We start from the raw sequence: 23,544 nt of genomic DNA, 5'->3' as shown, positions 1-23,544 counted from the left end.
TGGCCCGATCGGACCGTTCCCTCGGCCGGCCACGAATCGCCGCGCGTCAGTTCGCGGAGCCGTCACCATCCACGAAGTACGGCGTCTGGCCCTGTGCCAGCTTCCATCGAGTCCAGACGTGCATGTTCACGACGACCGCCGCGACATCCTTGATCTGGTCGATCGTGAAGTGCTGTGTCATCGCCTCGTGGAAGTCGTGGAATTCGTCCACGTTCGGCAGGGTCAGGGCGTCGCAGTACCGCAGGGCGGTCTTCTCCGGCTCGGTGAACAGGTCGGAGATCGGGTACGCGGTCAGGTCATCGATCTTGGCCTGCGGGATCTCGCGATCCCGGGCGGACTCGCCGTGCAGGACCGCGCAGAACGCGCAGCGATTCACCTGGGCCACGCGGAGACGCAGCAACTGGGCCAACTGCGGGTCGATCGAGAGATCGGCGGTGTAGCCGACGGCCTGCGCGAGCGGGACCGCGAGTTCGTTGAACGGGTGTCCCTCGGGATCGAAGCGGATGTTCTTGAACGCGACCTCGGGCATCGGATTCTCCTTCGTGTGACGGGAACCCTTCCACGCTATTTGCGATCGCCTCGGCGGGCAACGGACCTGTTCTTACCGTTCCGTGACGCGATGCAGCCCACGCATCAGCAGCCCGCCGACGACCGGAGCCGTCAACGCGCGAATCATCAGGTCCTGCACGTGGACGTGGAACCGACTCGGGGGAGCGAACCTGGCCATGCCCGCGCGAGCCTGCCGCTGCCGGGTACGGACTTCCTCGCGCAGCCCGGTTTCCCACTCCCGCGCAGCGTCGCTGAGCTCGCCGGGGTGGTCGAGGAGGGCGGCGCCCAACCGGTCGGCCCCGGCCAGGGCGAGCCCCGCGCCGTGGCCGGCGAACAGGGAGACGCACCACGCGGCGTCGCCGAGCAGCACGACGCGGCCGCGCGACCACGCGTCCATCACCACCTGGCTGACGGAGTCGACGTACGCGTCGTCGGTGTCGGCGCTCCAGCGCGCCGCCTCGTGCACGGGGCCGGAGAGGTCTCCGAAATGTTCCGCCAGGGCTTCGACGGGGCCGCGTGGCGTTTCGTCGGTCCGGTACGTGAAGAAGGCCGACGGTGCGCCGCCCCGCGGCCGGAACACCGCCGCGGTCCGGCCGACGTCGATGAAGGTGCTCGCTGTCTGCTCCGGGAGCCCCTCGGGCGCCGCCTCCATGGGGAACGCGATTACCGCGTGGCCGAGGTCGCGGACGTACTGGGCCTTGGGTCCGAAGACCAGCTCGCGGACCCCCGAGTGCAGCCCGTCCGCACCGATCAGCAGGTCCGCTTCGTGCTCGCTGCCGTCGCTGAGCGTGACCTGGAGGGGGCCGGCGGCACCGTCGGTCACCGCGGTGACCGACGTGCCGAACCGGACCTCGGCGGCACCGCCGAGCGCCTCGAACAGGACCGCCTCGAGGTCCCCGCGGAACACCGTCAGCGCCCGCGATCCGAGGGACTGTTCGGCGAGCGCGGCGGGCATCGTCGTCTTGGTGGAGCCGTCGGCGCGGACGAGGAGCGAGGTGAAGATCCCCTGGTCGCGCTCGCGCAGTGCGGGGACGAGGCCGAGCGCGTCCGCTGCGTCGAAGCCCGGGCCGAGGAGGTTCACCAGGTAGCCGCCGGTGCGGCGTTCGGCGGCGCGCTCCACGACGAGCACCCGGTGCCCATCGCGCTGCAGCCGCAGTGCCGCAGCGAGTCCGGCGATCCCGGCCCCCGCGATGACGATGCGCAGTTCGTGGTCGGCCATGCGTCCTCCTGGTTTGAGCAAGTGTTCAAACCAGTATGAGCGACTGTTCACCATCGATGCAAGGTGGGCTAGGATCGGTGCCGTGCCCAGGGGAATCGCGATCGACGGTGCCCGGCAGCGCCTGTTCGAGGCCGCCGAAGCGGTGATCCTGCGTGCCGGCGTGGACGGGCTCACGGGTCGCGCGGTCACGGTGCAGGCCGGCGTCGCGACCGGACTCCTGCACGCGCACTTCGGCGACTTCGAGGGCTTCCTCGCCGCCTATGCGGTCGATCGCAGCTTCCTGCTCGGCACGGAGGCGGGGAACGCCGTCGGCGGCACGGGGGATGTCGCGGAGGAAGTGTGTTCGGCGTTGGCGGGGCTGCCGCAGCCCCCGGCCACGGCCCTGGCTCGGCTGCTCGCCGCGCGGCCGGGGCTGCGCGGCGCCGCGGCCGAGGTCCTCGGCGACGATGCCGCCGGGTTCGAGGGGGTCACCGCTGTGGTGGCGAACCTTCTGGTCATGGGCTCGATCCGCCCCGGCGTCGACGCCGGGGCGATGGCCTACGGCATCGTCGGCGCGGCGCTGCGGGCCTGGTGCGCAGGTGATTCCGAGGCTCGATGGCGGTCCGCGGTCGCCGCGATGCTCGCCCCCGCGTCCAGGCGCTGAACGAGTGCGGCGGCGACCCGGAATCCGGATCGCCGCCGCAGCGGGAGTGCTCTCGTCAGGACTCGCGGAACTCCGCGGAGGTCAGGCCCTGCTCCTCGGCCTTGCGCAGCTCCACCCGGCGGATCTTGCCGCTGATCGTCTTCGGGAGATCGGCGAAGGCGATACGGCGCACGCGCTTGTAGGGCGCGAGGTGCTCACGGCTGTAATCGAAGATCGACCGCGCGGTCGTCTCGTCGGGGGAGAAGCCCTCGGCGAGCACGATGTACGCCTTCGGTACCGCGAGGCGCAGCTCGTCGGGCGCGGGGACGACGGCGGCCTCGGCCACCGCGTCATGCTCCAGGAGAACGGATTCCAGCTCGAACGGGCTGATCTTGTAGTCGCTGGACTTGAAGACGTCGTCGGTGCGGCCGACGTAGGTCAGGTAGCCCTCCGCATCTCTCGAGGCCACGTCGCCGGTGTGGTAGACGCCGCCGTCCATCACCTTGGCCGTCTTCTCGGGATCGCCGTGGTAGCCGACCATGAGGCCGAGTGGCCGCGGGTCCAGGCGCAGGCAGATCTCGCCCTCGTCGACCCCCTGCTCGCCGGTCGCGGGGTCGACGAGCACCACGTCGTAGCCCGGGCACGGGCGCCCCATCGAGCCGTCCTTGAGGGGCTGTCCCGGCGTGTTCGCGACCTGCACCGTGGTCTCAGTCTGGCCGAAGCCGTCGCGGATCGTGACGCCCCACGCGTCGCGCACCCGGGAGATCACCTCGGGGTTGAGCGGCTCGCCCGCGCCGACGACGACGCGCGGCGGCGTCGTCAGCGCGCTGAGGTCGGCCTGGATCAGCATGCGCCACACCGTGGGCGGTGCGCAGAAGCTGGTGACGCCCGCCCGCTCCATCTGCCCCATCAGAGCGGCGGCGTCGAACCGGTTGTAGTTGTAGATGAAGACGCAGGCCTGCGCGATCCACGGCGTGAAGACATTGCTCCACGCGTGCTTCGCCCAGCCGGGCGAGCTGACGTTGAGGTGCACGTCGCCGGGGCGCAGCCCGATCCAGTACATCGTCGACAGGTGACCCACGGGGTAGCTCGCGTGGGTGTGCTCGACCAGCTTGGGGGCGCTGGTGGTTCCGGAGGTGAAGTAGAGCAGCAGGGTGTCGTCCGCGTGCGTGACGTGCGAGGGGGTGAAGTCCGACGGTGCCGTGTACGCCGCGGCGAAGGCCTCCCAGTCCGGCACGGGATCGCCGACGGCGATCCGGGTGACCTGCGCCTCCGCGGGGACGCGCTCGGCGAGCTCGCTCCGGACGATGACGTGCTTGGCGCCGCCGCGCGCGATGCGGTCCGCGATGTCGCCCTCGGCGAGCAGCGTGGTCGCGGGGATGACGACGGCGCCGAGCTTGATCGCGGCGAGCATGATGTCCCACAGCTCGACCTGGTTGCTGAGCATCAGCAGGATCCGGTCGCCGGGCTGCACGCCGCGCTCGCACAGCCAGTTGGCGACGCGATTGCTCCGGGCGCTCATCGCGGCGTAGCTGAACTTCGACTCGGAACCGTCCTCCTCGACGATCCAGAGCGCGGGGGAGTCGTTGCCCTCTGCTACCCGGTCGAACCAGTCGAGGGCGAAATTCCAATCGTCGAGCTGCGGCCAACTGAACCGCTCGCGAGCGGCCTCGTAGTCGTCGGCGAGTTCGACCAGCAGGTCGCGCGCGGCGAGGAAGTCTCGATACCCCTGTGTGCTAGCCACTTTCAGATCCTCCGGTTGATTACTTGGATATCCAAGTATATAGTGATGGCCAACACATCGCGCAAGCTTCGCGATGGACCTCGATCGAGAGAGAAGGACACACCATGGCTGATGTGCGCACCATTCCGCATTTCATCGACGGTCGCCGGGTGGAGGGCACCGGCCGCACCGCGGATGTCTTCGACCCGAGCACGGGTCAGGTGCAGGCCACCGTCCCGCTCGCCAGCACCGCCGAGGTGGACGACGTCGTCGCGCGCGCCAAGAAGGCGCAGGTGCAGTGGGCCGCGTTCAACCCGCAGCGCCGTGCCCGCGTGTTCATGAAGTTCATCGACCTGGTCCACCAGAACGTGGACGAGCTGGCCTCGCTGCTCTCCAGCGAGCACGGCAAGACGGTCGCCGATGCCAAGGGCGACATCCAGCGCGGCATCGAGGTCATCGAGTTCTCCATCGGCATCCCGCACCTGCTCAAGGGCGAGTACACCGAGGGAGCCGGCACCGGCATCGACGTCTACTCGATGCGCCAACCGCTCGGCGTCGTCGCCGGCATCACGCCCTTCAACTTCCCGGCCATGATCCCGCTGTGGAAGGCCGGCCCGGCCCTGGCCTGCGGCAACGCCTTCATCCTCAAGCCCTCCGAGCGCGACCCCTCCGTGCCGGTGCGCCTGGCCGAGCTGTTCATCGAGGCCGGACTGCCCGAGGGCGTCTTCCAGGTCGTTCACGGCGACAAGGAGTCCGTCGACGCCCTGCTGAACAACCCCGACGTCAAGGCCGTCGGCTTCGTCGGCAGCTCGGACATCGCGCAGTACATCTACGAGACCTGTGCCCGCAACGGCAAGCGCAGCCAGGCCTTCGGCGGCGCCAAGAACCACATGGTGATCCTCCCGGACGCCGACCTGGACCAGGCCGTCGACGCCTTGATCGGTGCCGGCTACGGCTCCGCCGGCGAGCGCTGCATGGCGATCTCGGTGGCCGTGCCGGTCGGTGAGGAGACGGCGAACCGTCTGCGCGAGCGCCTCGTCGAGCGCGTCACCGCGCTGCGCGTGGGCCACAGCCACGACCCGAAGGCCGACTACGGGCCGCTCATCACGCCGGCCGCGGTGGAGCGGACCAAGAGCTACATCCAGCAGGGCGTGGACGCCGGCGCCGATCTCGTGGTCGACGGTCGCGAGCGCACCAGCGACGAGCTGACCTTCGGCGACGCCGACCTCTCCGGCGGCAACTACCTCGGCCCGACGCTGTTCGACCATGTCACCAAGGACATGTCGATCTACACGGACGAGATCTTCGGCCCGGTGCTGTGCATCGTCCGCGCGAACACCTACGAGGAGGCCCTCGCGCTGCCCACCGAGCACGAGTACGGCAACGGCGTGGCGATCTTCACCCGCGACGGCGACGCCGCTCGCGACTTCGTGGCCCGCGTCGAGGTAGGCATGGTCGGCGTCAACGTCCCGATCCCGGTTCCCGTGGCGTACCACACCTTCGGCGGCTGGAAGCGGTCCGGCTTCGGCGACCTCAACCAGCACGGCCCGCACTCGATCCTCTTCTACACCAAGACCAAGACGGTGACCTCGCGCTGGCCCTCGGGCATCAAGGACGGCGCGGAGTTCTCCATCCCCACGATGCACTAGGAGCGCCACGTGCCCTACCCGAATCTGACGGGCGACGACCTCGCCATCGTCGAGATGGCGCGCGATTTCTCCCGCAAGCGCCTCGCGCCCTACGCGCTCGAATGGGATGCCACCAAGCACTTCCCGGTGGCGGAGATGAAGGAGGCGGGCAGCCTCGGCATGGCCGCCATCTACACCCGCGAGGACGTGGGCGGGTCCGGCCTGCGCCGGCTCGACGGCGTCCGCATCTTCGAGGAGCTCGCCAAGGGCGACCCGGTGACCGCGGCGTTCATCTCCATCCACAACATGTGCACCTGGATGGTCGACACCTACGGCTCCGAGGAGCAGCGGCAGGAGTGGATCCCCAAGCTCGCGCCGATGGACGTCATGGCCAGCTACTGCCTCACCGAGCCGGGAGCCGGTTCGGACGCGGCGTCGCTGACCACCAAGGCCGAGCGTGACGGCGATGACATCGTCCTCAACGGCACGAAGCAGTTCATCTCCGGCGGCGGCGCGTCCGACCTGTACGTGGTCATGGCGCGCAGTGAGGGCGAGGGCGCCCGCGGCATCTCGACCTTCCTGGTGGACAGGGGAACTCCGGGCCTGTCCTTCGGTCCGCCCGAGGTGAAGATGGGCTGGCACAGCCAGCCCACCACGCAGGTGATCTTCGAGAACGTGCGGATCCCCGCGTCGCGCATGCTCGGCGGGACCGACGGTGCCGGCAAGGGCTTCGGCATCGCGATGAACGGACTCAACGGAGGCCGCCTCAACATCGCAGCGTGCTCGCTGGGCGGTGCGCAGGCCGCGTACGACCTCGCGCTGCGCTACATGACCGAGCGGGAGACCTTCGGTCGCAAGCTGATCGACGAGCCGACCATCCGGTTCGCGCTCGCCGACATGGCGACCTCGCTCGAGGCCTCGCGGCTGATCCTGTGGCGGGCCGCGACCGCTCTCGACGAGAACGACCCCGACAAGGTCGAGCTCTGCGCCATGGCAAAGAAGTTCGTCACCGAGACCTGCTTCCAGGTCGCGGACCAGGCGCTCCAGCTGCACGGCGGCTACGGCTACCTGCACGAGACGGGTGTCGAGAAGATCGTTCGCGACCTGCGCGTGAACCGGATCCTCGAGGGCACCAACGAGATCATGCGGATGGTGATCGGCCGCGCCGAGGCCGCCCGCGTCCAGGGCAAGTAGGAGGAACCTTCATGAGCACGATCGCATTCCTCGGCCTCGGCCACATGGGCGGCCCGATGGCCAAGAATCTGGTCGCCGCCGGGCACACCGTCCGCGGCTTCGACCTCGTCCCCGCGGCGCAGGACGCAGCCCGCGCGGCCGGCGTCACCGTGATCGATACGGCCGAGGAGGCCGTGCAGGGTGCGGGCGCCGTGGTCACGATGTTGCCCAGCGGCGCCATCGTGAAAGCGGTGTACGACTCCGTCCTCTCGCACGCCGCGCCGGGCACGCTGTTCATCGACAGCTCCACCATCTCCGTCGACGACGCCCGCGCGGTGCACGCGCAGGCCGAGGCCGCGGGGATGAAGCAGGTCGACGCCCCCGTCTCCGGCGGTGTCAAGGGTGCCGACGCCGGGACGCTGGCGTTCATGGTGGGCGGCGACGATGCGGCCTTCGCTGCGGCGCAGCCCGTGCTGGATCCGATGGCGGGCAAGGTGATCCACTGCGGTGGCTCCGGCAACGGGCAGGCCGCCAAGGTGTGCAACAACATGATCCTCGCAGTCCAGCAGATCGTCGTCGGCGAGGCCTTCGTACTCGCCGAGAAGCTGGGCCTCGCCGATCAGGCGCTGTACGACGTGGTCACCGGCGCCACCGGCAACTGCTGGTCGCTGCACACCAACTGCCCCGTCCCCGGGCCGGTGGCGGGGGCACCGTCGGGCAACGAGTTCAAGCCCGGCTTCGCGACGGCCCTGATGAACAAGGACCTGGGGCTGGCCATGGACGCCGTCGCGTCCACCGGATCGACCGCGCCGCTCGGCACGCACGCCGCCTCGCTGTACGCGGCGTTCGCGCAGGACAACGGGGGCCTAGACTTCAGCGCGATCATCAACACACTGCGATAGACGAGGCGGAGGGCGGCGCGATGACAGAACCGGATGCCCGGGACCCGATCGCCCGCGCCCGCCGCAACTGGGAGGACGCGGGCTGGGGCGGTGAGATCGCCTCGGGCATGGAGGCGGTGACCTCGGTGATGCGTGCGCACCAGATCCTGCTCGCGCGGATCGAGGCGGCGCTCAAGCCCTTCCGCCTGTCCTTCTCCCGATTCGAGCTGCTGCGGCTGCTCGCCTTCACCAAGCGCGGCGAACTGCCGATCTCGAAGGCGAGCACCCGGCTGCAGGTCCATGTCTCGTCGGTGACCCACGCGATCGACCGGCTCGGCGAGGCCGGGCTGGTCGAGCGCAAACCGCACCCCACCGATGGCCGCACGACGCTCGTCGCGATCACCCCGGCGGGCCGGGAACTGGTCGAGAAGGCGACCGTCGTGCTCAACGACGTCTTCTCCGACATCGGTATGCCTGACGACGAGTCCGCGGCGCTGGTGGGGGCCATCCGCTCACTGCGCCGGTTCAACGGCGACTTCTGACCGCGGCGGCTTCCGTGTCCGCCCGCTCCGAGTCGTCCGACGACGTTCGCGCGTGCGGCTGCAGTGATCGCGCGCACAGGGCGAAGACGACGGCGATGCCGGTGTGCACCAACAGGATCAGGGCGAAGGCGTGCCGGGCGGACATCCCGCCTGCCAGGGCCGTGTAGCCCGTCCCGAGCGTCGCGACGCCCAGCGCGAACGCGGCCTGCTGCGCCGTCGAGACCAGACCGCCGGTGAGTCCGGCGATGCGATCCGGCACCGAGCCCATGATCGTGCCGACGAGCGGTCCGAACTGCATCGCCTGGGCCGCGCCCACGAGGATCAGGGCGGGCTGGACCGCCCACGCCCAGACCTGCGGAGCCGCGAGGCCGCTCGCCGCGAGGGCGAGCAGGCCGATCGCGTTGAGCGTCGCACCCACCGGCATCGTCCTCGCTCCGAGGCGGCGGTGGATCGCCGGCTGCCCCAGCGAGACGGCCACGAAGGCTGCGCCGTAGGGGACCAGGGCCACGCCCGATGCGACGGGACTCATGCCGAGGGCGTGCTCGCTCACCAGCGCGTACTCGAAGACCAGGGCGCCGTAGCCCGAGAAGAACAGCAGCGCCATGAGCAGGCCGACCCGGATCGGGCGGTGCGCGAACACCGACGGCGGCAGCATCGGCGCGCCGTCCGCGGCCTCGGCTCGACGCTGCGCCGACCAGAACGCGGCCCCGACCGCGACCGCGATGACGAGCAGCAGCCACGAGACCGGCGGCCAGCCGAGGGTGCCACCCAGCGACAGTCCGACGAGCAGCGCGAGCAGCGCCACCGTCAGGAGCGCGGTGCCGCGGTAGTCGAGCGGCAGCCGGCGCTCCGCGCGGGTGTCGGGCACCGCACCGGCGGCGATCGCGGCGACGAGGGCGATCACGGCCGCCGACCACCACACGGTGCGCCAACCCAGGCCGGCGGGGTCCCAGGCCAGGAGTGCGCCGCCGAGGACCTGCCCGCCGCAGAAGCCCAGCCCCGCCGTCGCCGCGATCACGGCGATCGCGCGACGTCGCGCCTCGCCGGACGTGGTGGCCTGCACCGTCGAGAGCACCTGGGGTGTGAACGCCGCCGCGCCGACGCCCTGCACCGCGCGCAGCACGATGAGGGACGTGACGTCGGGCGCGAACCCCGCGGCGACGGAGGTGACGCCGACCGCGACCAGGCCCGCGGCGAACACCCGGCGCCTTCCATGGTTGTCGCCGAGCCGGCCGAACAGGATGAGCGCCGTCGCGAAGGTCGCCGAGAACGCCGCCAGGATGAGCGTCTGCTCCGCCGGCGATGCCGACAGCCTCCGTGCCACGTCCGGGACGGCCACGTTCGCCGACGCGAACAGGTAGGTCGTGAGGAAGTAGGCGACGCCGAGGACGGCGAGCCCGGGACCGGTCAGGCGGGGGCGGGGATCGGAGGTCATGGCGTCGACGGTGCCGCGTCCGCATCCGGGTATCCAGACCGTGTGGATCCTGGTACTGAGACCACCGGGCTGGCGGCGTGTCCGTGCGCGCGAACGGGGGATACTCCATGTATGGGCACTCGCAACAACGCCGAGCTGGCGCGCTTCCTGCGCACCCGGCGCGAGCAGGTGACGCCACAGCAGGTGGGGCTGGCGGCCGGCGGGCGACGCCGGACACCGGGGCTGCGCCGCGAGGAGGTCGCGGCGCGCGCCAACGTGGGCACCACCTGGTACACGTGGGTCGAGCAGGGCCGCGACGTCAATCCCAGCCCGGAAGTGCTGTGCGCGGTCGCCGATGCGCTCCTGCTGGATCCGGGCGAGCGGGACCACGTCCTCCGCCTGGCCGGACATCAGCCCGGGCCCCAGGCGGGGCACACGGCGGCGGACACCGTCCAGCCCGTCCTCGATGCGCTCCTACCGAATCCCGCTGTGGTGCTCAACCCGCGCAGCGATATGGTCCGCTACAACCGTGCCTTCCGCTTCCTCATCACCGACGTCGAGGAGTTCGCCCCCGAGGACCGGAACTGTCTCTGGCTCGACTTCACCGACCAGCTCTGGCTCGGCGCCTACGTCGCCGACCGGCAGGAGCTGGAGGCCGTCGTGGCGCGGACCCGGGCGATCTACGCCGACAGCCATGCCGACCCCGCGTGGAAGCCGCTGCTCGACCGGCTGCAGGCGGCCTCGCCGCTGTTCGCGCAGCTGTGGCACGCGGGCCTGGTGCTCGACGCCGCCGACTGGGAGAAGACGATCCGCAATCCGCGGGTGGGGGAGCTGCGCCTGCAGGTGAGCACCTTCAACCTGCGCGACCGGCCCTCGCTGCGGATGCTGACCTACCTGCCGCGCGATGAGCAGACGCGGGAGCGGCTCACGCGGATCGTGCCCACGGAGTACGCCAGGGATTTCTGAGCTATGTCCACGTTCGTCCCCGGATCTCGCTGCTCCGCGGACGCGAGAGGGGCTCCGCGGGTGTGATCGTGTGCTGGCTCGTGATCCACTTCGGTTTCGTGGCCACCACCGCTCTCAAGGGCAAGTACCCGACGGCGCTGATCGCACTGTTCGTCGGCCCCGTCGCCTTCGTCGCGGCACTGCGGCTCGCGCGCCCGACCTCGCCCTGGGCGCGGCACCGGTACTCACCGGAGAAGCTCGAGCGCGCTCGCGAGCGCGCCGAGCGGTTCGACGCGCGGTGGGGGCGGTACCGGGCGCGCTGGGACGACGCCGTCGGGGGCACGCCGACAGGATAGTGAGTCAGTCGGTCCCGGAGCCGGAGAGCATGCCGGACAGGTGTTCCCGGCTGAGCGCCGCGGCCGCCGCGGCATCGTGCCGTTCGATCGCCGCGAGCAGATCTGCGTGCGAGTCCTGATCGCCGTCGTCACCGAACCCGCCCGATCGGGACCGCAGCATGTCGATCATCGCCCGACGCAGGTGCGCGGCGATCCCGTCGAACATCTCCAGCAGGACCGGATTGTGCGCGGCGGCGATCACGGCGCGGTGGAAGTCGGTGTCCGTCTCGACGTGCCGGACCAGGTCGCCCCGGTGTGCGGCGCGGATCGCCAGCGCGGCGCGGACCGCGTCCAGGTCCTCCTCGGTCCGCCGCCGGGCCGCCAGTGCGGCGGCCTCCACCTCGATCGCGATCCGCGCCTCGATCACCGCGTCGATCGCGGCCCCGTCGAGCAGGGTGTCCATGCCCGACGGTGCTTCGAGCCGGGTCACGAACACCCCGGCGCCCTGCCGGGTCGCGAGCACTCCGATGCCGGCGAGTCTGCGGATCGCCTCGCGCACCGTCGACCGGCCGACGCCCAGTTGGGGCGCGAGCGTGGTCTCGCCCGGGAGCCTGTCTCCCAGCTCCCACTCGCCGGACCGGATGCGCGCGAGCAGGGCGTCGGCGGCCTGGTCGGCGAGGGAGGCGCGGCGGATCGGGGGCATGTGCCGAGAATACTTCTCTACTTGTCTGAGGAGTTGTGTTAGGGTCGTCGGCATGACGCAGCACGGCCGCCTCCTTCTCCTTCCGCGCCACGGCGGGGCCTGATTCCGGGCCGGCTCCCGCCGTGGGAAGCGCGCCGGCCACCGAGGAATCCCACGAAGGAACCGTCATGACCTTTCCCACGATCGATACGCCCCGCGGCCCCGTCCCCGCCGCCGCTCCCGCCTGGAACCGACAGCGCGCCTCGCAGATGCCGCACCACCGCTATCGCGATGTGCACGCCCGCGTCGAAGTCCCGCTGACCGACCGCACCTGGCCGTCCCGGCGCCTGACCGCGGCGCCGCTGTGGGTCCCCGTCGACCTGCGCGACGGCAACCAGGCCCTGCCCGAGCCCATGGATCCCGCGCGCAAGCGCCGGTTCTTCGAGCTCATGGTGGCCATGGGGTACAAGGAGATCGAGGTCGGCTACCCGTCCGCCTCCCAGACGGACTACGACTTCGTCCGGCTCATCGCGGCGACGGAGATCGCGCCCGAGGACGTCACCGTCGTCGTCTTCACGCCGGCCCGTCGTGACCTGATCGAGCGGACCGTCGAGTCCGTCCGTGGCATCCGCAACGAGGTCGTGATCCACATGTACACCGCCACCGCGCCCACCTGGCGCGACGTGGTGCTCGGCCGCGACCGCACCGAGCTGAAGGAGCTGATCCTGACCGGGGGCCGCGACCTGCTGGCCGCCGCGGGCGACCTGGACGGTGTGCGGTTCGAGTTCTCGCCCGAGGTCTTCAACCTGACCGAGCCCGACTACGTGCTCGAGGTGTGCGACGCGATGACCGATCTGTGGGACGCCACCGCCGCTCGCCCCGTCGTCCTCAACCTGCCCGCCACCGTCGAGGTCGCGACGCCCAATGTCTACGCCGACCAGATCGAGTACATGCACCGGAACCTGGCCCGGCGCGACGCGGTGATCCTCTCCGTCCATCCGCACAACGATCGCAGCACCGGGATCGCATGCGCCGAGCTGGCCGTGCTCGCCGGTGCGCAACGCGTCGAGGGCTGCCTCTTCGGCAACGGCGAGCGGACCGGCAACGTCGACCTGGCGACCTTGGCGCTCAACATGTTCGCGCAGGGGATCGACCCGATGGTCGACTTCTCCGACATCGACGAGGTGCGGCGCACCGTCGAGGCGTGCAACGGGATCGCGGTGCACGAGCGGCATCCGTACGTCGGCGACCTGGTGCACACCGCATTCAGCGGCACCCACCAGGATGCGATCAGGAAGGGCTTCGACGAGCACCGCACGCGCGCCGCCGCCCAGGGGCGGTCCGAGCGGGACATCGAGTGGCGGGTGCCCTACCTGCCCGTCGACCCCGCCGACATCGGCCGCACCTACGACGCCGTCATCCGCGTCAACTCGCAGTCCGGCAAGGGCGGCATGGCCTACCTGCTGGAGCGGGACCTGGGGCTGGAACTGCCACGCCGTCTGCAGATCGAGTTCGCAAGGCACGTGCAGGAGCATGCCGACGAACACGGCGCCGAGATGGACACGGCAGCGCTGTGGGAGGTCTTCGCGGCCGCATTCGGGCCACGGCCCGGACGGTTCGAGCTCGCGGAGTGCGTCGTCGAGGAGGTTGCCGAGGGTAGCCGGGTCACCGTCGGACTCCGGGTCGACGGTGCGCCGTTCCGCACGGTGATCGACGGGACCGGCCCGGTCGAGGCGCTCGTCGCCGCGCTCACCGAGCACGGGGCCGAGGTCGACGTCCTGTCCTTGCACCAGACCTCCCTGGGGCGCGGCGAGGACGCGGAGGCGCTGACACTGCTCGAGCACCGGCGCGCCGGCGAGGTGCGCTGGACCCTGGGGCGGCACCGCTCCGTGCTCGCCGCCACCGTCGCCGCCGTGATCGGCGCGGCGCAGACCACGTGACCCGTCGGTAACGTCGCGGGGCGCGCGGGCAACCAATAGGGTCGGTAGTCGTGCACGCAGAAGGAACCTTCACCGTCGAGCCCGTCTACCCGGAGTCGCTCGCCGCGCTCGCCGACCTCGCGCTCAACCTGCGCTGGGTGTGGCACGGACCCACACAGGACCTGTTCTCCGCCCTCGCCCCCGAGGTGTGGGCGGCCACCCACGACCCGCTCGAGGCGCTCCGCGGCGCCGACCAGGCACGGGTGGCCGAGCTCGCGGCGGAAGAGGAGTTCGTCGCGCGCGTGCGGGCGCTCCACGCCGACCTGAACGACTACCTGACCCGGCCGGCCTGGGCGGACGAGCTCAAGGACGGCGCGAAGGGGATCGCGTACTTCTCGATGGAGTTCGGTGTCAGCCAGACGCTCCCCAACTACTCGGGTGGGCTCGGGGTCCTGGCGGGTGACCACCTCAAGGCCGCCTCGGACCTCGGTCTCCCACTGATCGCCCTGGGCCTGATGTACCGCCACGGCTACTTCCAGCAGTCGCTCTCGGCCGACGGCTGGCAGCTAGAGCAGTACCCCGCGCTGGACCCGGAGCAGTTGCCGCTGCGCCCCGTGACCCTCTCGAGCGGACAGCAGCTCGTCGTCTCCGTGCCACTCGAGGGCCGCGTGCTCAGCGCGGCAGTGTGGCGGGCCGAGGTCGGCCGGATCCCGCTGCTCCTGCTGGACACCGACATCGAGAACAACGACCCGGACCTGCGCGGGATCACGGACCGGCTGTACGGCGGCGACGCGGAACACCGCCTGCGCCAGGAGATCCTGCTGGGCATCGGTGGGGTCCGCGCGGCCCGCGCGTTCTGTGACCTCACCGGCCACCCCGGCGTCGAGGTGTTCCACGCCAACGAGGGGCACGCCGGATTCCTGGGCCTGGAGCGGATCCGCGAGCTCATGGCGACCGAGGACCTGTCCTACGCGGAGGCCAGGACACTCGCCCGCACCGCCACCGTCTTCACCACCCACACCCCGGTGCCCGCCGGCATCGATCGCTTCCCGGTCGATCTCGTGCGGCGGTACTTCGGCGACGGCGGGCAGATGTGCGCGATGCTGCCCACCGTGCCGCTCGACGAGGTCATCGCGCTCGGTGCGGAGGCGGACCCCGGCGTGTTCAACATGGCGCACATGGGATTCCGCCTCGCCCAGCGCGCCAACGGGGTGTCGAAGCTGCACGGCGCCGTGAGCCGGGAGATGTTCGCCGACCTGTGGCCCGGCTTCGAGCCCTCCGAGATCCCGATCGGCTCGGTGACCAACGGCGTCCACCGCGGCACCTGGGCCGACCGCCTGGTCACCGAGCGCGCCACCGACCCGCTCTCGATGCCCGACGAGGCCCTGTGGCGCCTGCGGACCACCCTGCGGCACCGCCTCGTCGGCGAGGTGCGTTCCCGCACCCGCGCCGCCTGGATCGAGCGGGGCGCCGTCGACGCCGAACTCGGCTGGACGGACCGGATGTTCGATCCTGAGGTGCTCACCATCGGCTTCGCGCGGCGCGTGTCCACCTACAAGCGGCTCACCCTCATGCTGCGCGATCCCGAGCGACTGCGCGCCCTCCTGTTGGACCCCGACCGGCCCGTCCAGGTGGTGATCGCCGGCAAGAGCCACCCCCACGACGACGAGGGCAAGAGGCTGCTGCAGCAACTGCTCCACTTCACCGACGACCGCACGCTGCGGCACCGGATCGCCTTCCTGCCCAACTACTCCATCGGCATGGCCGGGTACCTGTACCACGGCTGCGACGTGTGGCTCAACAACCCGCTACGCCCCCTGGAGGCCTGCGGCACCTCGGGCATGAAGAGCGCCATGAACGGCGGCCTGAACCTGTCGGTGCTGGACGGGTGGTGGGACGAGCTGTACGACGGCAACAACGGCTGGGCCATCCCGTCGGCCGTCGGCGTCGACCCGGGACGGCGCGACGACATCGAGGCCGACGCCCTCTACGACCTGCTCGAACACGTTGTGGTGCCGGCCTTCTACGACCGGCGCGACGCCGACGACGCCCCGCCGCGCTGGCTGTCGAAGGTGCGGCACACGCTGTCGGCGACGGCGCCCGAGGTATCCGCCGAGCGCATGGTCCGGGAGTACGCGACCGACTACTACCGGCCCGCGGCGCGGTCCGCCCGGGCGACGCGGCCGGCGATCGAAGAGCTGGTCGAGTACATCGCGAAGGTCCGGGCGGGCTGGGACGCGGTGCGCGTCGGCCCGTCGACGGTGGCGGTGGTCCCCGAGGGCGTCGACCTCGCCGCCGAGATCGACCTGGGACCACTGGAGGACGGCGACGTGCGCGTCGAGGCGGTGATCGGCGGCGTCAGCGAGGGCGGGGACATCGTGGGCGGCAAGCCCGTCCGACTCCACTTCGACGGTGAGCGATACCGCGCCGTGCTGCCCGCGCAGGTGGGCAGGTTCGGATACGCGGTACGCGTCCTGCCGCAGAACCGCCTGCTCGCCGGGCCCGCCGAGCTCGGTCTGGTGCGGTACGCGCGATGACGGTGCTCGCGGTGGACCTCGGCGGCACGAAGGTGGCGGCGGCACTCGTCGAGCCCGACGGCACCGTCGTCGAGGCGTCCAGACACCGGGCGCCGACCGGCGAGCAGGCATCCACCGCGGACCTGGAGGCGGCGATCACGGGGGTCGTGCGCGACGCGCTCGCCGCCGCCGAGGGGCCGGTCACCGGGGTCGGGCTCGCTGCGGCGGGTCCGGTCGACGAGGCCGCCGGAACCACCTCGCCGATCAACCTCGAAGCTCTGCACGGCTTTCCGCTCCGGGACCTGGTCGCCGACGCGGCCGGCGGCCTCCCCGTGGAGTTCCGCCGCGACGGCGTCGCGATCGTGCTGGGCGAGCACTGGCTCGGCGCGGCCCGCGGATACGACGACGCCCTGGGGATGGTCGTGTCCACCGGCGTCGGCGGCGGTCTCGTGGTGGGTGGGAAGGCGTTGGGCGGCAACGCCGGACACATCGGCCAGATCGAACTGTCCGGGTACACCGGCAGCGTTTCGCTGGGCCGGACGACGATGCTCGAATCCGTCGCCTCCGGCCCGCACACCGTGGACTGGGCACGCACGCAGGGCTTCACCGGCGCGACGGGCGAGGACCTGGGTGCCGCGTACCGGTCCGGCGACGAGGTCGCGGTCGCCGCGGTCCGACGGTGCGCCACCGCCGTCGGGCAGGGGATCGGCAGCGCCGTCGCACTGGTGCCGGTGTCGATCGTCGTCCTCGGCGGCGGATTCACCCGCGTCGCAGATGATTTCGTACCGCTCGTGCAGGCCGCTGTCGCCGCGCACCCGCTGCCCTACGTGGCGGCCGCCCGGGTGGTGCCGGCCGGTCTCGGCGGCGATGCCCCGCTCGTGGGCGCCGCCGCGCTGATGTACCGCCGGGACCTGTTGCCGTGACGGGTGGGTTGCTCTCCCCGCGTGACGCCCGTACCCATTGGGCCTCCCTGATCATGCCGAGCGACCAGTTCCTGCTCTACTGCTTCGACCACGGCACCGCCCACGGGCCCTCCGCGGCCGAGGTGGCGGATCTGGTCATGGGCCGCGCACCGTCGATCACGGACCTTCGGCTGCGGATCGCTCCGGTGCCCGGCGATCTCGAGCATCCGGCCTGGGCGCCGAACACCGTCGTCGATGTGCGCGAGGGCATCGCCCGCACATGGGCCGAGGTGCCCGCCGCGGTCGCGCGGCTGTTCGGGCGCCAGGTGGATGCGACGGTGTCGCCCTGGCGCTTGCACGTCTTCCCGCACGTCGTCGGCGCCCCGCGGTGCACGGGGACGGCCACCGTCGTGGCGCTGCAGGTGGCGCACGCCCTCGCGGACGGGCGCCGCGCGTCCGCCATCGCGCGGGCCCTGTTCGACGGTGCGCCGGCCGCTCCGGTGCCGGTGTTCCGCCCCCTGCCGCGCGCGGTGCGGGCCGCGCGCGGCGTCGTCGGGCTGCCCGCCGCACTGGCGCGGACGGTGGCGCTCGGCCTGCTGAGCTCACCCGCCCGGGCGGAGATCGACCGGCGCACCCGCGCCGGGAACCTGCCCGCGCCCGTCCCGGGCTCGCCGCTGACCGTGCTCAACGCACCTCCCGATGCCTCTCGCGACATCCGGATGCTGGTGCGCGACAGTGCGTCCCTGCGTTCCGGCCACACCGTCACGGTGAATGCGCTCGCCGCGGTCTCGCTGGCGACGGAGCGGTATCTCCGTCGGCGCGGTGCCGCGGTCCCTGACTCCCTGGCCGCCGAGGTCATGGTCGCGCGGGAGCGTCGGCACGGGGAGCGCAACGCCTTCGGGAACGTCTCGGTGCCGCTGTATCCGGGCGTGCCGCCCGCGGAGCGCCCTGCGCTCATCGCCGGCGCGCTCGGTCGCGCGCGGGCACGGGCGGGAAGTCCCCTGTGGCGCACCGTCGGCGCGGCGGAGGACGCGGCCCCGTCGGTCCTGGCGAGCATGGGTGTGCGGGCCTTCGATCCCTCCGTGCGGCCCGAGACGATGGCGGGCGCGACAGTCCTGTCGAGCGTTCACCGCGGACCGTCGGACCTGGTGCTGCTGGGTGGGAGATCGGTGTTCACCGCGGGATTTCCGGCGCTCTCGCCCGCGATGGGGCTCACGCACGGCGTGCACGGCCTGGGCGATGCGGTGACCGTGTCGGTGACCAGTAGTCGTACGGCGGTACCGGACCCGGACGACTACGCGGAACTGCTCGAGGCGGCGCTCGACGAGGTCGCTCAGCTCCGCGCCTGAGGCGCGGGCCCGGTCGTATCGCCGACGACGAGCTCGACCTCCATCGCGAGCGTGGGTAGCGGCGCACCGTCGTGCGCGGCGAGGACCGCCTGCGCCGCGAGACGGCCCATCTCGACGATCGGCTGTCGGATCGTGGTGAGGGTGCGGGCGAAACCGTCCACCCGCACACCGTCGAAGCCCACCACTGAGAGGTCCTCGGGAACGCGGAGCCCCCGGGCCTCGGCCGCCCGGATCACGCCCACGGCCAACAGGTCCGACTGCGCGATGATCGCGGTGAGGCCGTGGTCGAGCAGCTCGGCGCCGGCGCGGAAGCCCTCGTCGATGGTGCTGTCGGAGGTGACCGCGACGGGCGCGTCCGGGAACGCCGCGCGGGCGGCGTCGGTGCGTGCGCGCTCCACATCGCCGTGGCGCAGCCGGAGGATGCCGACATCGCGGTGGCCGAGCGCCTGCAGGTGGTGGGTGAGTCGTCGGGTGGCGGAACGGTTCTCGACCCCGACGCTGCCGATCTCGTCGACCTGGTTCCCGGCGGTGACGACGGGGACGGATCGTTTGGCCATCGCGGCCCGGAGCTGGGGGAGCGTGGGGGAGCATCCGGCGGCGACGATCCCGTCGACGGGGAGTGTGCGCAGGCGCTCCTCGGGCACCGAATCGGGGATGAGCAGGACCGACGTGGGGCTCGAGGCGAGCGCGGCGGACACCCCGTCGAGGATCCCGATGATGACCGGATCGCGGAACGCTCGCCCGGCCTCGTCGTCGACCTGGACGCCGATGATGTCGGTGCGGCCGCTGCGCAGGGAGCGCGCCCGTGGGTCCGGGCCCTCGTAGCCGAGCGCGGCCGCGGCGGCGAGGACGCGGGCGCGCGTGGCGTCGCTGATCGGCTTGTCGACGCCGAAGGCGTGCGAGGCCGTCGACAGCGAGACGCCCGCCGTCTCGGCGACGTGCACCAGCGTTATCCGGTTTGACCCGCGTGTCATGGGGACCTAGCCTAGCAAGCAACAATCGAAACGTTTCGAAGGGTTGATCGGTGAGCGTGGACTTCCAGCAGCAGAAGACGGACGCGGTAGGGGGCTCGGTGCTCGCCTGGCGCAATGCCGTCGCGGTGATCTTCGCGCTCAGCGGGCTCACCTTCGCGAGTTACCTGGGCCGTCTGCCGCAGGTCCGCGACGACCTCGGCGCCACGACTTTGCAGGTGAGCCTGCTCACCTTCGGGCTCGCGGTCGGGTCCGTGGTGGGCCTGGTCGGGTCGGGCGCGCTGGCCGCGCGGTACGGGGCGCGGCGGGTTATCGCGGTGACGCTCCCGGCGCTCGGCGTGACGATGATCGCGGCCGCGGCGGGCGCGCAGTCCGGCAACTACGCCCTCACGCTGCTGCCGCTCGTGCTCGTGGGGCTCTCGCACGGCATCACCGACGTGTGCATGAACCTCTCGGGCGCCGAGAACGAGCGGGCGCTGGGACGCACCGTGATGCCCGCCTTCCATGCGGCGTTCTCGATGGGCACCGTGGCCGGCGCGCTCACCGCCGCCGCGGCACAGGCGGCGCACGTGCCGCTGCTGCCGCACCTGCTGGTCGTGAACGGCGTCCTGCTGGTGGTCGGCTGGTTCGCGCTGCGGCACGTGCCCTTCCAGGCGCACGACGCCGACGACCACGCCCCGGTCTCCCGCCGCGAGCGGCTCGCGGTGTGGCGCGAGCCCCGCACGCTGCTCATCGGTCTGATGGTGCTCGGCATGGCACTGACCGAGGGCAGCGCGAACGACTGGCTGGCGCTGGCGATGGTCGACGACCACGGCACGTCGAAGACCGTCGGCACACTGACCTTCGCGGTCTTCGTCACCTTCATGACGATCGGCCGGCTCGCTGGTACTCGCGTCCTGGACTCCTACGGTCGAGTGCGCACGCTGCGCGCCTGCGGCGCGCTCGCCTTCGTCGGCCTCTCGCTCGTCATCTTCGGCCCGACCTGGGCCGCGTACGTGGGTGTCGCGTTGTGGGGCCTCGGCGCCTCGCTCGGCTTTCCCGTCGGGATGTCCGCCGCGGCCGACGAGCCGCGCATGGCGGCGGCGCGGGTCTCCGTCGTGTCGACCATCGGCTACCTCTCGTTCCTCGCCGGGCCGCCGATCATCGGCGCGCTGGGCGAGTACGTGACGCTGCTCTACGCGCTGATCGTGGTGCTCGTCGCGATCGCCGTGGCCGTCGCCGTCGCCCCCGCGGCGCGGGAGCCGGAGAACGTCGCCGGGCGGTAGGTGAGCTGAGGGGCGCGGGGCCGCAGGTACGGCCCGGGTGCAGGAGACTGTCTGTGCGCGCTCGGATGGAGTGGGGTGTTGTTCCGCGAGCCATGCGTGCCGTGCATGGCCGCGGAAGACCAGCTCCGAAGGTGTGTCTGTCGGGTGACATCATGCGGCGTGCATGGATTCACGTGTGCCGGGCGAGCGCGGGGCGCTTCGTGGGTCGCGGCGCCGGGCGCTGAGATGTCGCCTCCAGCGGCGCCGGCCCCGCGACACGCCGTAGCCGCGCCGCTCGGGCGGACATCTCAGCGCCCGCCCCGGCTCGCTAGCTGTACTGGCCAGGGAGATTGTGAACGGCGGGGCGGTCGAGCGAGGGAACGGCGGGCGCGGGAGGTGGCGCAGGGAACGGCGTGTGACGGCGTGGCGCGGCGTGGGGGACGGCGGCGCGGCGTGGGGGACGGCGGCGCGGCGTGGGGGACGGGCGGTCCCTCACCGAACGCCCGGCGTTTCACAGGGGGCGAAACGCCTGAGCCACCTCTCGGTGCGGCGCGGGGGACGACGATTGCCAGAGGTTTCGGCGCCGAAGCCGCAGGGATGTGCGCAGCGCACGGCTGTCGCCGACATCATGCGGGATGACCTTCAGTTCGGCTGCCATGCGTTCGCACATGGGCCGGAGCGAGAAAACGTATATTGACCTGGTGTTTTTCAGTCATGCGTCGGGCGCATGGCTCCGCGAAGCGACCCATGCACTTCGCTGACGAGAGAGCGAGAGTCAGCTCAGGGCGGCCGGCTCGAACTCAGCGCAGGAGCTGCCAGGCGAAGGCGGCGGCCAGCGCGCCCGCGCCGTTGAGGCACCAGTGCAGCGCGATGGGGGCGATGAGGGAGCCGCTGCGGGAGCGGAGCCAGGTGAACACCCACCCGGCGAACGCGGTGGCCAGCACGGCACCGGCGATGCCGAGGAACTGCGCCAGCGCGCCGGCGCCGAGCAGCTTCGTCAGGCCCGCGTTGCCGCTGGTCAGTCCCAGCGACGAGGCGATGTGCCAGAAGCCGAAGAGCAGCGAACCCGTGACCACGACCCAGCGGAAGTGCATCGCGCGCGACAGTGTGCCGTGCAGCGCGCCGCGGAAGGCCAGCTCCTCGGGGATCACGGTCTGCAGCGGGATGATCACCATCGAGGCGATGATCGCCGTCGAGAAGGTGGCGTAGCGGTCGTTGAGGAACAGCCCGCGGGTCACCGGCAGCAGGGCGCCGATCACGATCACCGCCGCTACCACGAACACCGCCGCTGCTGCGTACTTCGCGCCCGACCGCCAGTGCTCGCGCCCCAGCCCCAGTTCGTGCCAGTCCAGCCCGCGGTGCCGGGCGATGCCGATGAGCAGTACCGCGGACAGGGGAACGGCCAGCAGCGCGGCCCAGCTCCCGGTGAAGTGCGCGATGAGATTGGTGGCGACGAGTACCGCCACGACCACGCCCACGTCGACGATCGCGCGCGCCCCGGACACCGCCGAACGGAGGGCGGAGTGATCGGGAACGCTCGTCTGTGCGGTGGTCACTCGCTCCATGGTCCAGAAGTGCGGCGGTTCGCGCAACGGGTGTGAGCATCGCTAAGGTGTCCACCCGTGACCAAGGACCGCATCGCGCAGGCCGACGGCGGTCTCGCCGGCGGGCTGCGCCGGGCGGCGCTCCCGCTCTTCCTCGCGGCGGTCGGGGCCCGCATCGTGTGGATCCTCGCGGGCAGGCACAACTTCAATTTCGTGGACCTGCGGGTCTACTACGAGGCGGCGCGGCGCGTCTCGGAGGGCGGGCTCTACGACTTCGCCCTCCGCGACTACACGCCCGACCAGCCGCTGCCCTTCACGTACCCGCCGTTCGCGGGCCTGTTCTTCTTCCCGCTGCGCTTCCTGCCCTTCCCGGTGGTCGCGGTCGGCTGGGTGGCGCTCACCGCCGGGCTGCTGTTCCTGGTCATCCGCATGTGCCTGGCCATCCTGGCCGCGGGGAGGGGCGCACCGTCGCGTCTGGGCGACGTGCCGCGCGAACTGCCCCTGCTCTGGACGGCCGGCGCGCTCTGGATCGACCCGGTCCGCACCAACCTGGACTACGGCCAGATCAACGTGGTCCTCATGACCTTCGGCGTGTGGGCCGCCTACCTCGTGGCCCGGAACGCCCCCGGGCCGGTGCTCGCGCTCAGGCCGGGGACGGTCGACGGTGCCTCCGGCCTCCTGATCGGCATCGCGGCCGGCATCAAGCTCACCCCCGCGGTGGGCGGGCTGTTCCTGCTCGCCCGTGGCCGGGTGTGGGCCGCCGTCTTCTCCGGTGTGACCTTCGGCGCGACCGTCGGGATCAGCTACCTGCTCCTGCCCAGCGAGACGCGCCGCTACTTCACGGTGCTGCTCGGCGACACCGGGCCGATCGGCGATCCCGCCAAGCCCGACAACCAGGCGCTGCGCGGCGCGGTGTCGCGGTTCGTGGGCCACGACGTGGGGACCGGCGTCGCCTGGCTCGTCGCGGTGGCCGTCGCGGCCGCGCTGCTGTTCGCCGCATGGTGGGTCGTGCGTCGCGGCGATGCCCTCATCGCGCTGGTCCTGGTCCAGCTGCTGGGGCTGCTCGGCTCGCCGATCTCGTGGATCCACCACTTCGTCTGGGTCGTGCCGCTGCTCACCTGGGTGGTGCACGGTCCCCTCGGCCGCGCCGGTGGCGAGGGTTTCACGAGCCCCGGCGCCGCGTACACCCGCTGGTCGACGGTGCTCGCCGTCGCGCTCGCCGCGATGTACTACCTCGGGGTGCACTTCACCGACGACCTGCTCAAGCTAGCGGGGCTGCACGACGGGGTCGTGCGTGCCGTTCTTCTCGCCGAGGGGGTACTCGCCGCCCTCGGCCTGGTCGCGCTGATCCTCGCGCAGCGTGGGCGCCTGCGGGCCGTACTCTGA

The 23,544-nt window shown here is 71.6% G+C and carries 19 protein-coding genes and 1 pseudogene; 13 read left to right on the top strand and 7 right to left on the bottom strand.

What is annotated here, in order from left to right:
- Positions 1-46 precede the first annotated feature (46 nt).
- Both AXK61_RS21650 and AXK61_RS21645 read right to left on the bottom strand, forming a co-directional pair.
- The gene (locus AXK61_RS21650) at positions 47-529 is read right to left on the bottom strand and encodes a carboxymuconolactone decarboxylase family protein (protein ID WP_068575047.1); all 483 of its coding nucleotides are present in this window, start codon (positions 527-529) and stop codon (positions 47-49) included.
- Positions 530-601: 72 nt separating this feature from the next.
- Positions 602-1,768: an FAD-dependent oxidoreductase gene (locus tag AXK61_RS21645; protein WP_068746997.1), complete on the bottom strand. Its 1,167-nt coding sequence runs from the start codon at positions 1,766-1,768 to the stop codon at positions 602-604.
- An 82-nt stretch (positions 1,769-1,850) separates the two neighbouring features.
- Here AXK61_RS21645 and AXK61_RS25525 point away from each other — a divergent pair, with 82 nt between their 5' ends.
- A complete protein-coding gene (locus tag AXK61_RS25525; RefSeq protein ID WP_068575049.1) occupies positions 1,851-2,411 on the top strand; it encodes a TetR/AcrR family transcriptional regulator in 561 nt (186 codons plus the stop codon).
- Between the two features lie 55 nt (positions 2,412-2,466).
- Here AXK61_RS25525 and AXK61_RS21635 read toward each other — a convergent pair whose 3' ends face one another.
- The gene (locus tag AXK61_RS21635; RefSeq protein ID WP_414930025.1) at positions 2,467-4,140 is read right to left on the bottom strand and encodes an AMP-binding protein; all 1,674 of its coding nucleotides are present in this window, start codon (positions 4,138-4,140) and stop codon (positions 2,467-2,469) included.
- A 98-nt stretch (positions 4,141-4,238) separates the two neighbouring features.
- Here AXK61_RS21635 and AXK61_RS21630 point away from each other — a divergent pair, with 98 nt between their 5' ends.
- From AXK61_RS21630 to AXK61_RS21615, 4 genes are read left to right on the top strand one after another with little or no spacing between them, the layout of a single operon-like run.
- A complete protein-coding gene (locus tag AXK61_RS21630; RefSeq protein WP_068746995.1) occupies positions 4,239-5,762 on the top strand; it encodes a CoA-acylating methylmalonate-semialdehyde dehydrogenase in 1,524 nt (507 codons plus the stop codon).
- A 9-nt stretch (positions 5,763-5,771) separates the two neighbouring features.
- Positions 5,772-6,935, top strand: a complete 1,164-nt coding sequence (locus tag AXK61_RS21625) for an acyl-CoA dehydrogenase family protein (RefSeq protein WP_269451184.1) — start codon at positions 5,772-5,774, stop codon at positions 6,933-6,935.
- Between the two features lie 11 nt (positions 6,936-6,946).
- Positions 6,947-7,816, top strand: a complete 870-nt coding sequence (gene mmsB / locus AXK61_RS21620) for a 3-hydroxyisobutyrate dehydrogenase (protein ID WP_068746994.1) — start codon at positions 6,947-6,949, stop codon at positions 7,814-7,816.
- Positions 7,817-7,836: 20 nt separating this feature from the next.
- On the top strand, positions 7,837-8,337 hold the full coding sequence (locus AXK61_RS21615) for a MarR family winged helix-turn-helix transcriptional regulator (protein ID WP_068746993.1): 501 nt from the start codon (positions 7,837-7,839) through the stop codon (positions 8,335-8,337).
- Here the strand turns inward: AXK61_RS21615 and AXK61_RS21610 are convergent.
- Positions 8,321-9,772: an MFS transporter gene (locus AXK61_RS21610; RefSeq protein ID WP_068746992.1), complete on the bottom strand. Its 1,452-nt coding sequence runs from the start codon at positions 9,770-9,772 to the stop codon at positions 8,321-8,323. The two genes, AXK61_RS21615 and AXK61_RS21610, sit on opposite strands and share 17 nt — an antisense overlap.
- A 111-nt stretch (positions 9,773-9,883) precedes the next feature.
- On the opposite strand from AXK61_RS21610, the gene AXK61_RS21605 reads away from it, so the two are divergent.
- On the top strand, positions 9,884-10,717 hold the full coding sequence (locus AXK61_RS21605) for a helix-turn-helix transcriptional regulator (RefSeq protein WP_068746991.1): 834 nt from the start codon (positions 9,884-9,886) through the stop codon (positions 10,715-10,717).
- 59 nt (positions 10,718-10,776) lie between these two features.
- A pseudogene (locus AXK61_RS21600) lies at positions 10,777-11,052 on the top strand (hypothetical protein); the annotation flags it as partial.
- Positions 11,053-11,056: 4 nt separating this feature from the next.
- On the opposite strand, the gene AXK61_RS21595 reads toward AXK61_RS21600, so the two are convergent.
- Complete coding sequence (locus tag AXK61_RS21595) at positions 11,057-11,734, bottom strand: FadR/GntR family transcriptional regulator (protein WP_068575057.1); 678 nt, start codon at positions 11,732-11,734, stop codon at positions 11,057-11,059.
- 167 nt (positions 11,735-11,901) lie between these two features.
- Here AXK61_RS21595 and AXK61_RS21590 point away from each other — a divergent pair, with 167 nt between their 5' ends.
- The 4 genes from AXK61_RS21590 to AXK61_RS21575 are packed head-to-tail and all read left to right on the top strand — an operon-like array spanning position 11,902 to position 18,399.
- Positions 11,902-13,653, top strand: a complete 1,752-nt coding sequence (locus AXK61_RS21590; protein WP_068746990.1) for a 2-isopropylmalate synthase — start codon at positions 11,902-11,904, stop codon at positions 13,651-13,653.
- Positions 13,654-13,703: 50 nt separating this feature from the next.
- On the top strand, positions 13,704-16,169 hold the full coding sequence (glgP, locus tag AXK61_RS21585) for an alpha-glucan family phosphorylase (RefSeq protein WP_068746989.1): 2,466 nt from the start codon (positions 13,704-13,706) through the stop codon (positions 16,167-16,169).
- Positions 16,166-17,071: an ROK family protein gene (locus AXK61_RS21580; protein WP_068746988.1), complete on the top strand. Its 906-nt coding sequence runs from the start codon at positions 16,166-16,168 to the stop codon at positions 17,069-17,071. Before glgP ends, AXK61_RS21580 begins: the two co-directional genes overlap by 4 nt.
- Positions 17,072-17,124: 53 nt before the next feature.
- Positions 17,125-18,399 (top strand): WS/DGAT domain-containing protein, encoded by a 1,275-nt coding sequence (locus AXK61_RS21575; RefSeq protein ID WP_082789496.1) that lies wholly within the window; start codon positions 17,125-17,127, stop codon positions 18,397-18,399.
- On the opposite strand, the gene AXK61_RS21570 is transcribed toward AXK61_RS21575, so the two are convergent.
- The gene (locus AXK61_RS21570) at positions 18,384-19,373 is read right to left on the bottom strand and encodes a LacI family DNA-binding transcriptional regulator (RefSeq protein ID WP_068575062.1); all 990 of its coding nucleotides are present in this window, start codon (positions 19,371-19,373) and stop codon (positions 18,384-18,386) included. The genes AXK61_RS21575 and AXK61_RS21570 overlap by 16 nt on opposite strands.
- A gap of 50 nt (positions 19,374-19,423) precedes the next feature.
- Between AXK61_RS21570 and AXK61_RS21565 the strand changes: the two genes are divergently transcribed.
- Positions 19,424-20,635 carry an MFS transporter gene (locus AXK61_RS21565; RefSeq protein WP_068746986.1) on the top strand — a complete coding sequence of 404 codons (1,212 nt, stop codon included), beginning with the start codon at positions 19,424-19,426 and terminating at the stop codon, positions 20,633-20,635.
- A 779-nt stretch (positions 20,636-21,414) separates the two neighbouring features.
- Here AXK61_RS21565 and AXK61_RS21560 read toward each other — a convergent pair.
- Positions 21,415-22,179, bottom strand: a complete 765-nt coding sequence (locus tag AXK61_RS21560; protein WP_082778230.1) for a CPBP family intramembrane glutamic endopeptidase — start codon at positions 22,177-22,179, stop codon at positions 21,415-21,417.
- Between the two features lie 57 nt (positions 22,180-22,236).
- Here AXK61_RS21560 and AXK61_RS21555 point away from each other — a divergent pair, with 57 nt between their 5' ends.
- A complete protein-coding gene (locus AXK61_RS21555) occupies positions 22,237-23,544 on the top strand; it encodes a glycosyltransferase 87 family protein (protein ID WP_068746985.1) in 1,308 nt (435 codons plus the stop codon).

Origin of the sequence: Tsukamurella pseudospumae (assembly GCF_001575205.1) — a bacterium.
Classification (GTDB): domain Bacteria; phylum Actinomycetota; class Actinomycetes; order Mycobacteriales; family Mycobacteriaceae; genus Tsukamurella; species Tsukamurella pseudospumae.
Note: the sequence above shows the minus strand (reverse complement) of the source record. Positions and strands in the feature narration are given on the sequence as shown.

Bases quoted from the DNA above. Each gene is read 5' to 3' on its own strand.
- AXK61_RS21650 (WP_068575047.1), bottom strand. From the start codon at position 529: ATGCCCGAGGTCGCGTTCAAGAACATCCGCTTCGATCCCGAGGGACAC.
- AXK61_RS21645 (WP_068746997.1), bottom strand. From the start codon at position 1,768: ATGGCCGACCACGAACTGCGCATCGTCATCGCGGGGGCCGGGATCGCC.
- AXK61_RS21630 (WP_068746995.1), top strand. From the start codon at position 4,239: ATGGCTGATGTGCGCACCATTCCGCATTTCATCGACGGTCGCCGGGTG.
- mmsB (WP_068746994.1), top strand. From the start codon at position 6,947: ATGAGCACGATCGCATTCCTCGGCCTCGGCCACATGGGCGGCCCGATG.
- AXK61_RS21615 (WP_068746993.1), top strand. From the start codon at position 7,837: ATGACAGAACCGGATGCCCGGGACCCGATCGCCCGCGCCCGCCGCAAC.
- AXK61_RS21610 (WP_068746992.1), bottom strand. From the start codon at position 9,772: ATGACCTCCGATCCCCGCCCCCGCCTGACCGGTCCCGGGCTCGCCGTC.
- AXK61_RS21605 (WP_068746991.1), top strand. From the start codon at position 9,884: ATGGGCACTCGCAACAACGCCGAGCTGGCGCGCTTCCTGCGCACCCGG.
- AXK61_RS21595 (WP_068575057.1), bottom strand. From the start codon at position 11,734: ATGCCCCCGATCCGCCGCGCCTCCCTCGCCGACCAGGCCGCCGACGCC.
- AXK61_RS21590 (WP_068746990.1), top strand. From the start codon at position 11,902: ATGACCTTTCCCACGATCGATACGCCCCGCGGCCCCGTCCCCGCCGCC.
- AXK61_RS21580 (WP_068746988.1), top strand. From the start codon at position 16,166: ATGACGGTGCTCGCGGTGGACCTCGGCGGCACGAAGGTGGCGGCGGCA.
- AXK61_RS21575 (WP_082789496.1), top strand. From the start codon at position 17,125: ATGCCGAGCGACCAGTTCCTGCTCTACTGCTTCGACCACGGCACCGCC.
- AXK61_RS21570 (WP_068575062.1), bottom strand. From the start codon at position 19,373: ATGACACGCGGGTCAAACCGGATAACGCTGGTGCACGTCGCCGAGACG.
- AXK61_RS21560 (WP_082778230.1), bottom strand. From the start codon at position 22,179: ATGGAGCGAGTGACCACCGCACAGACGAGCGTTCCCGATCACTCCGCC.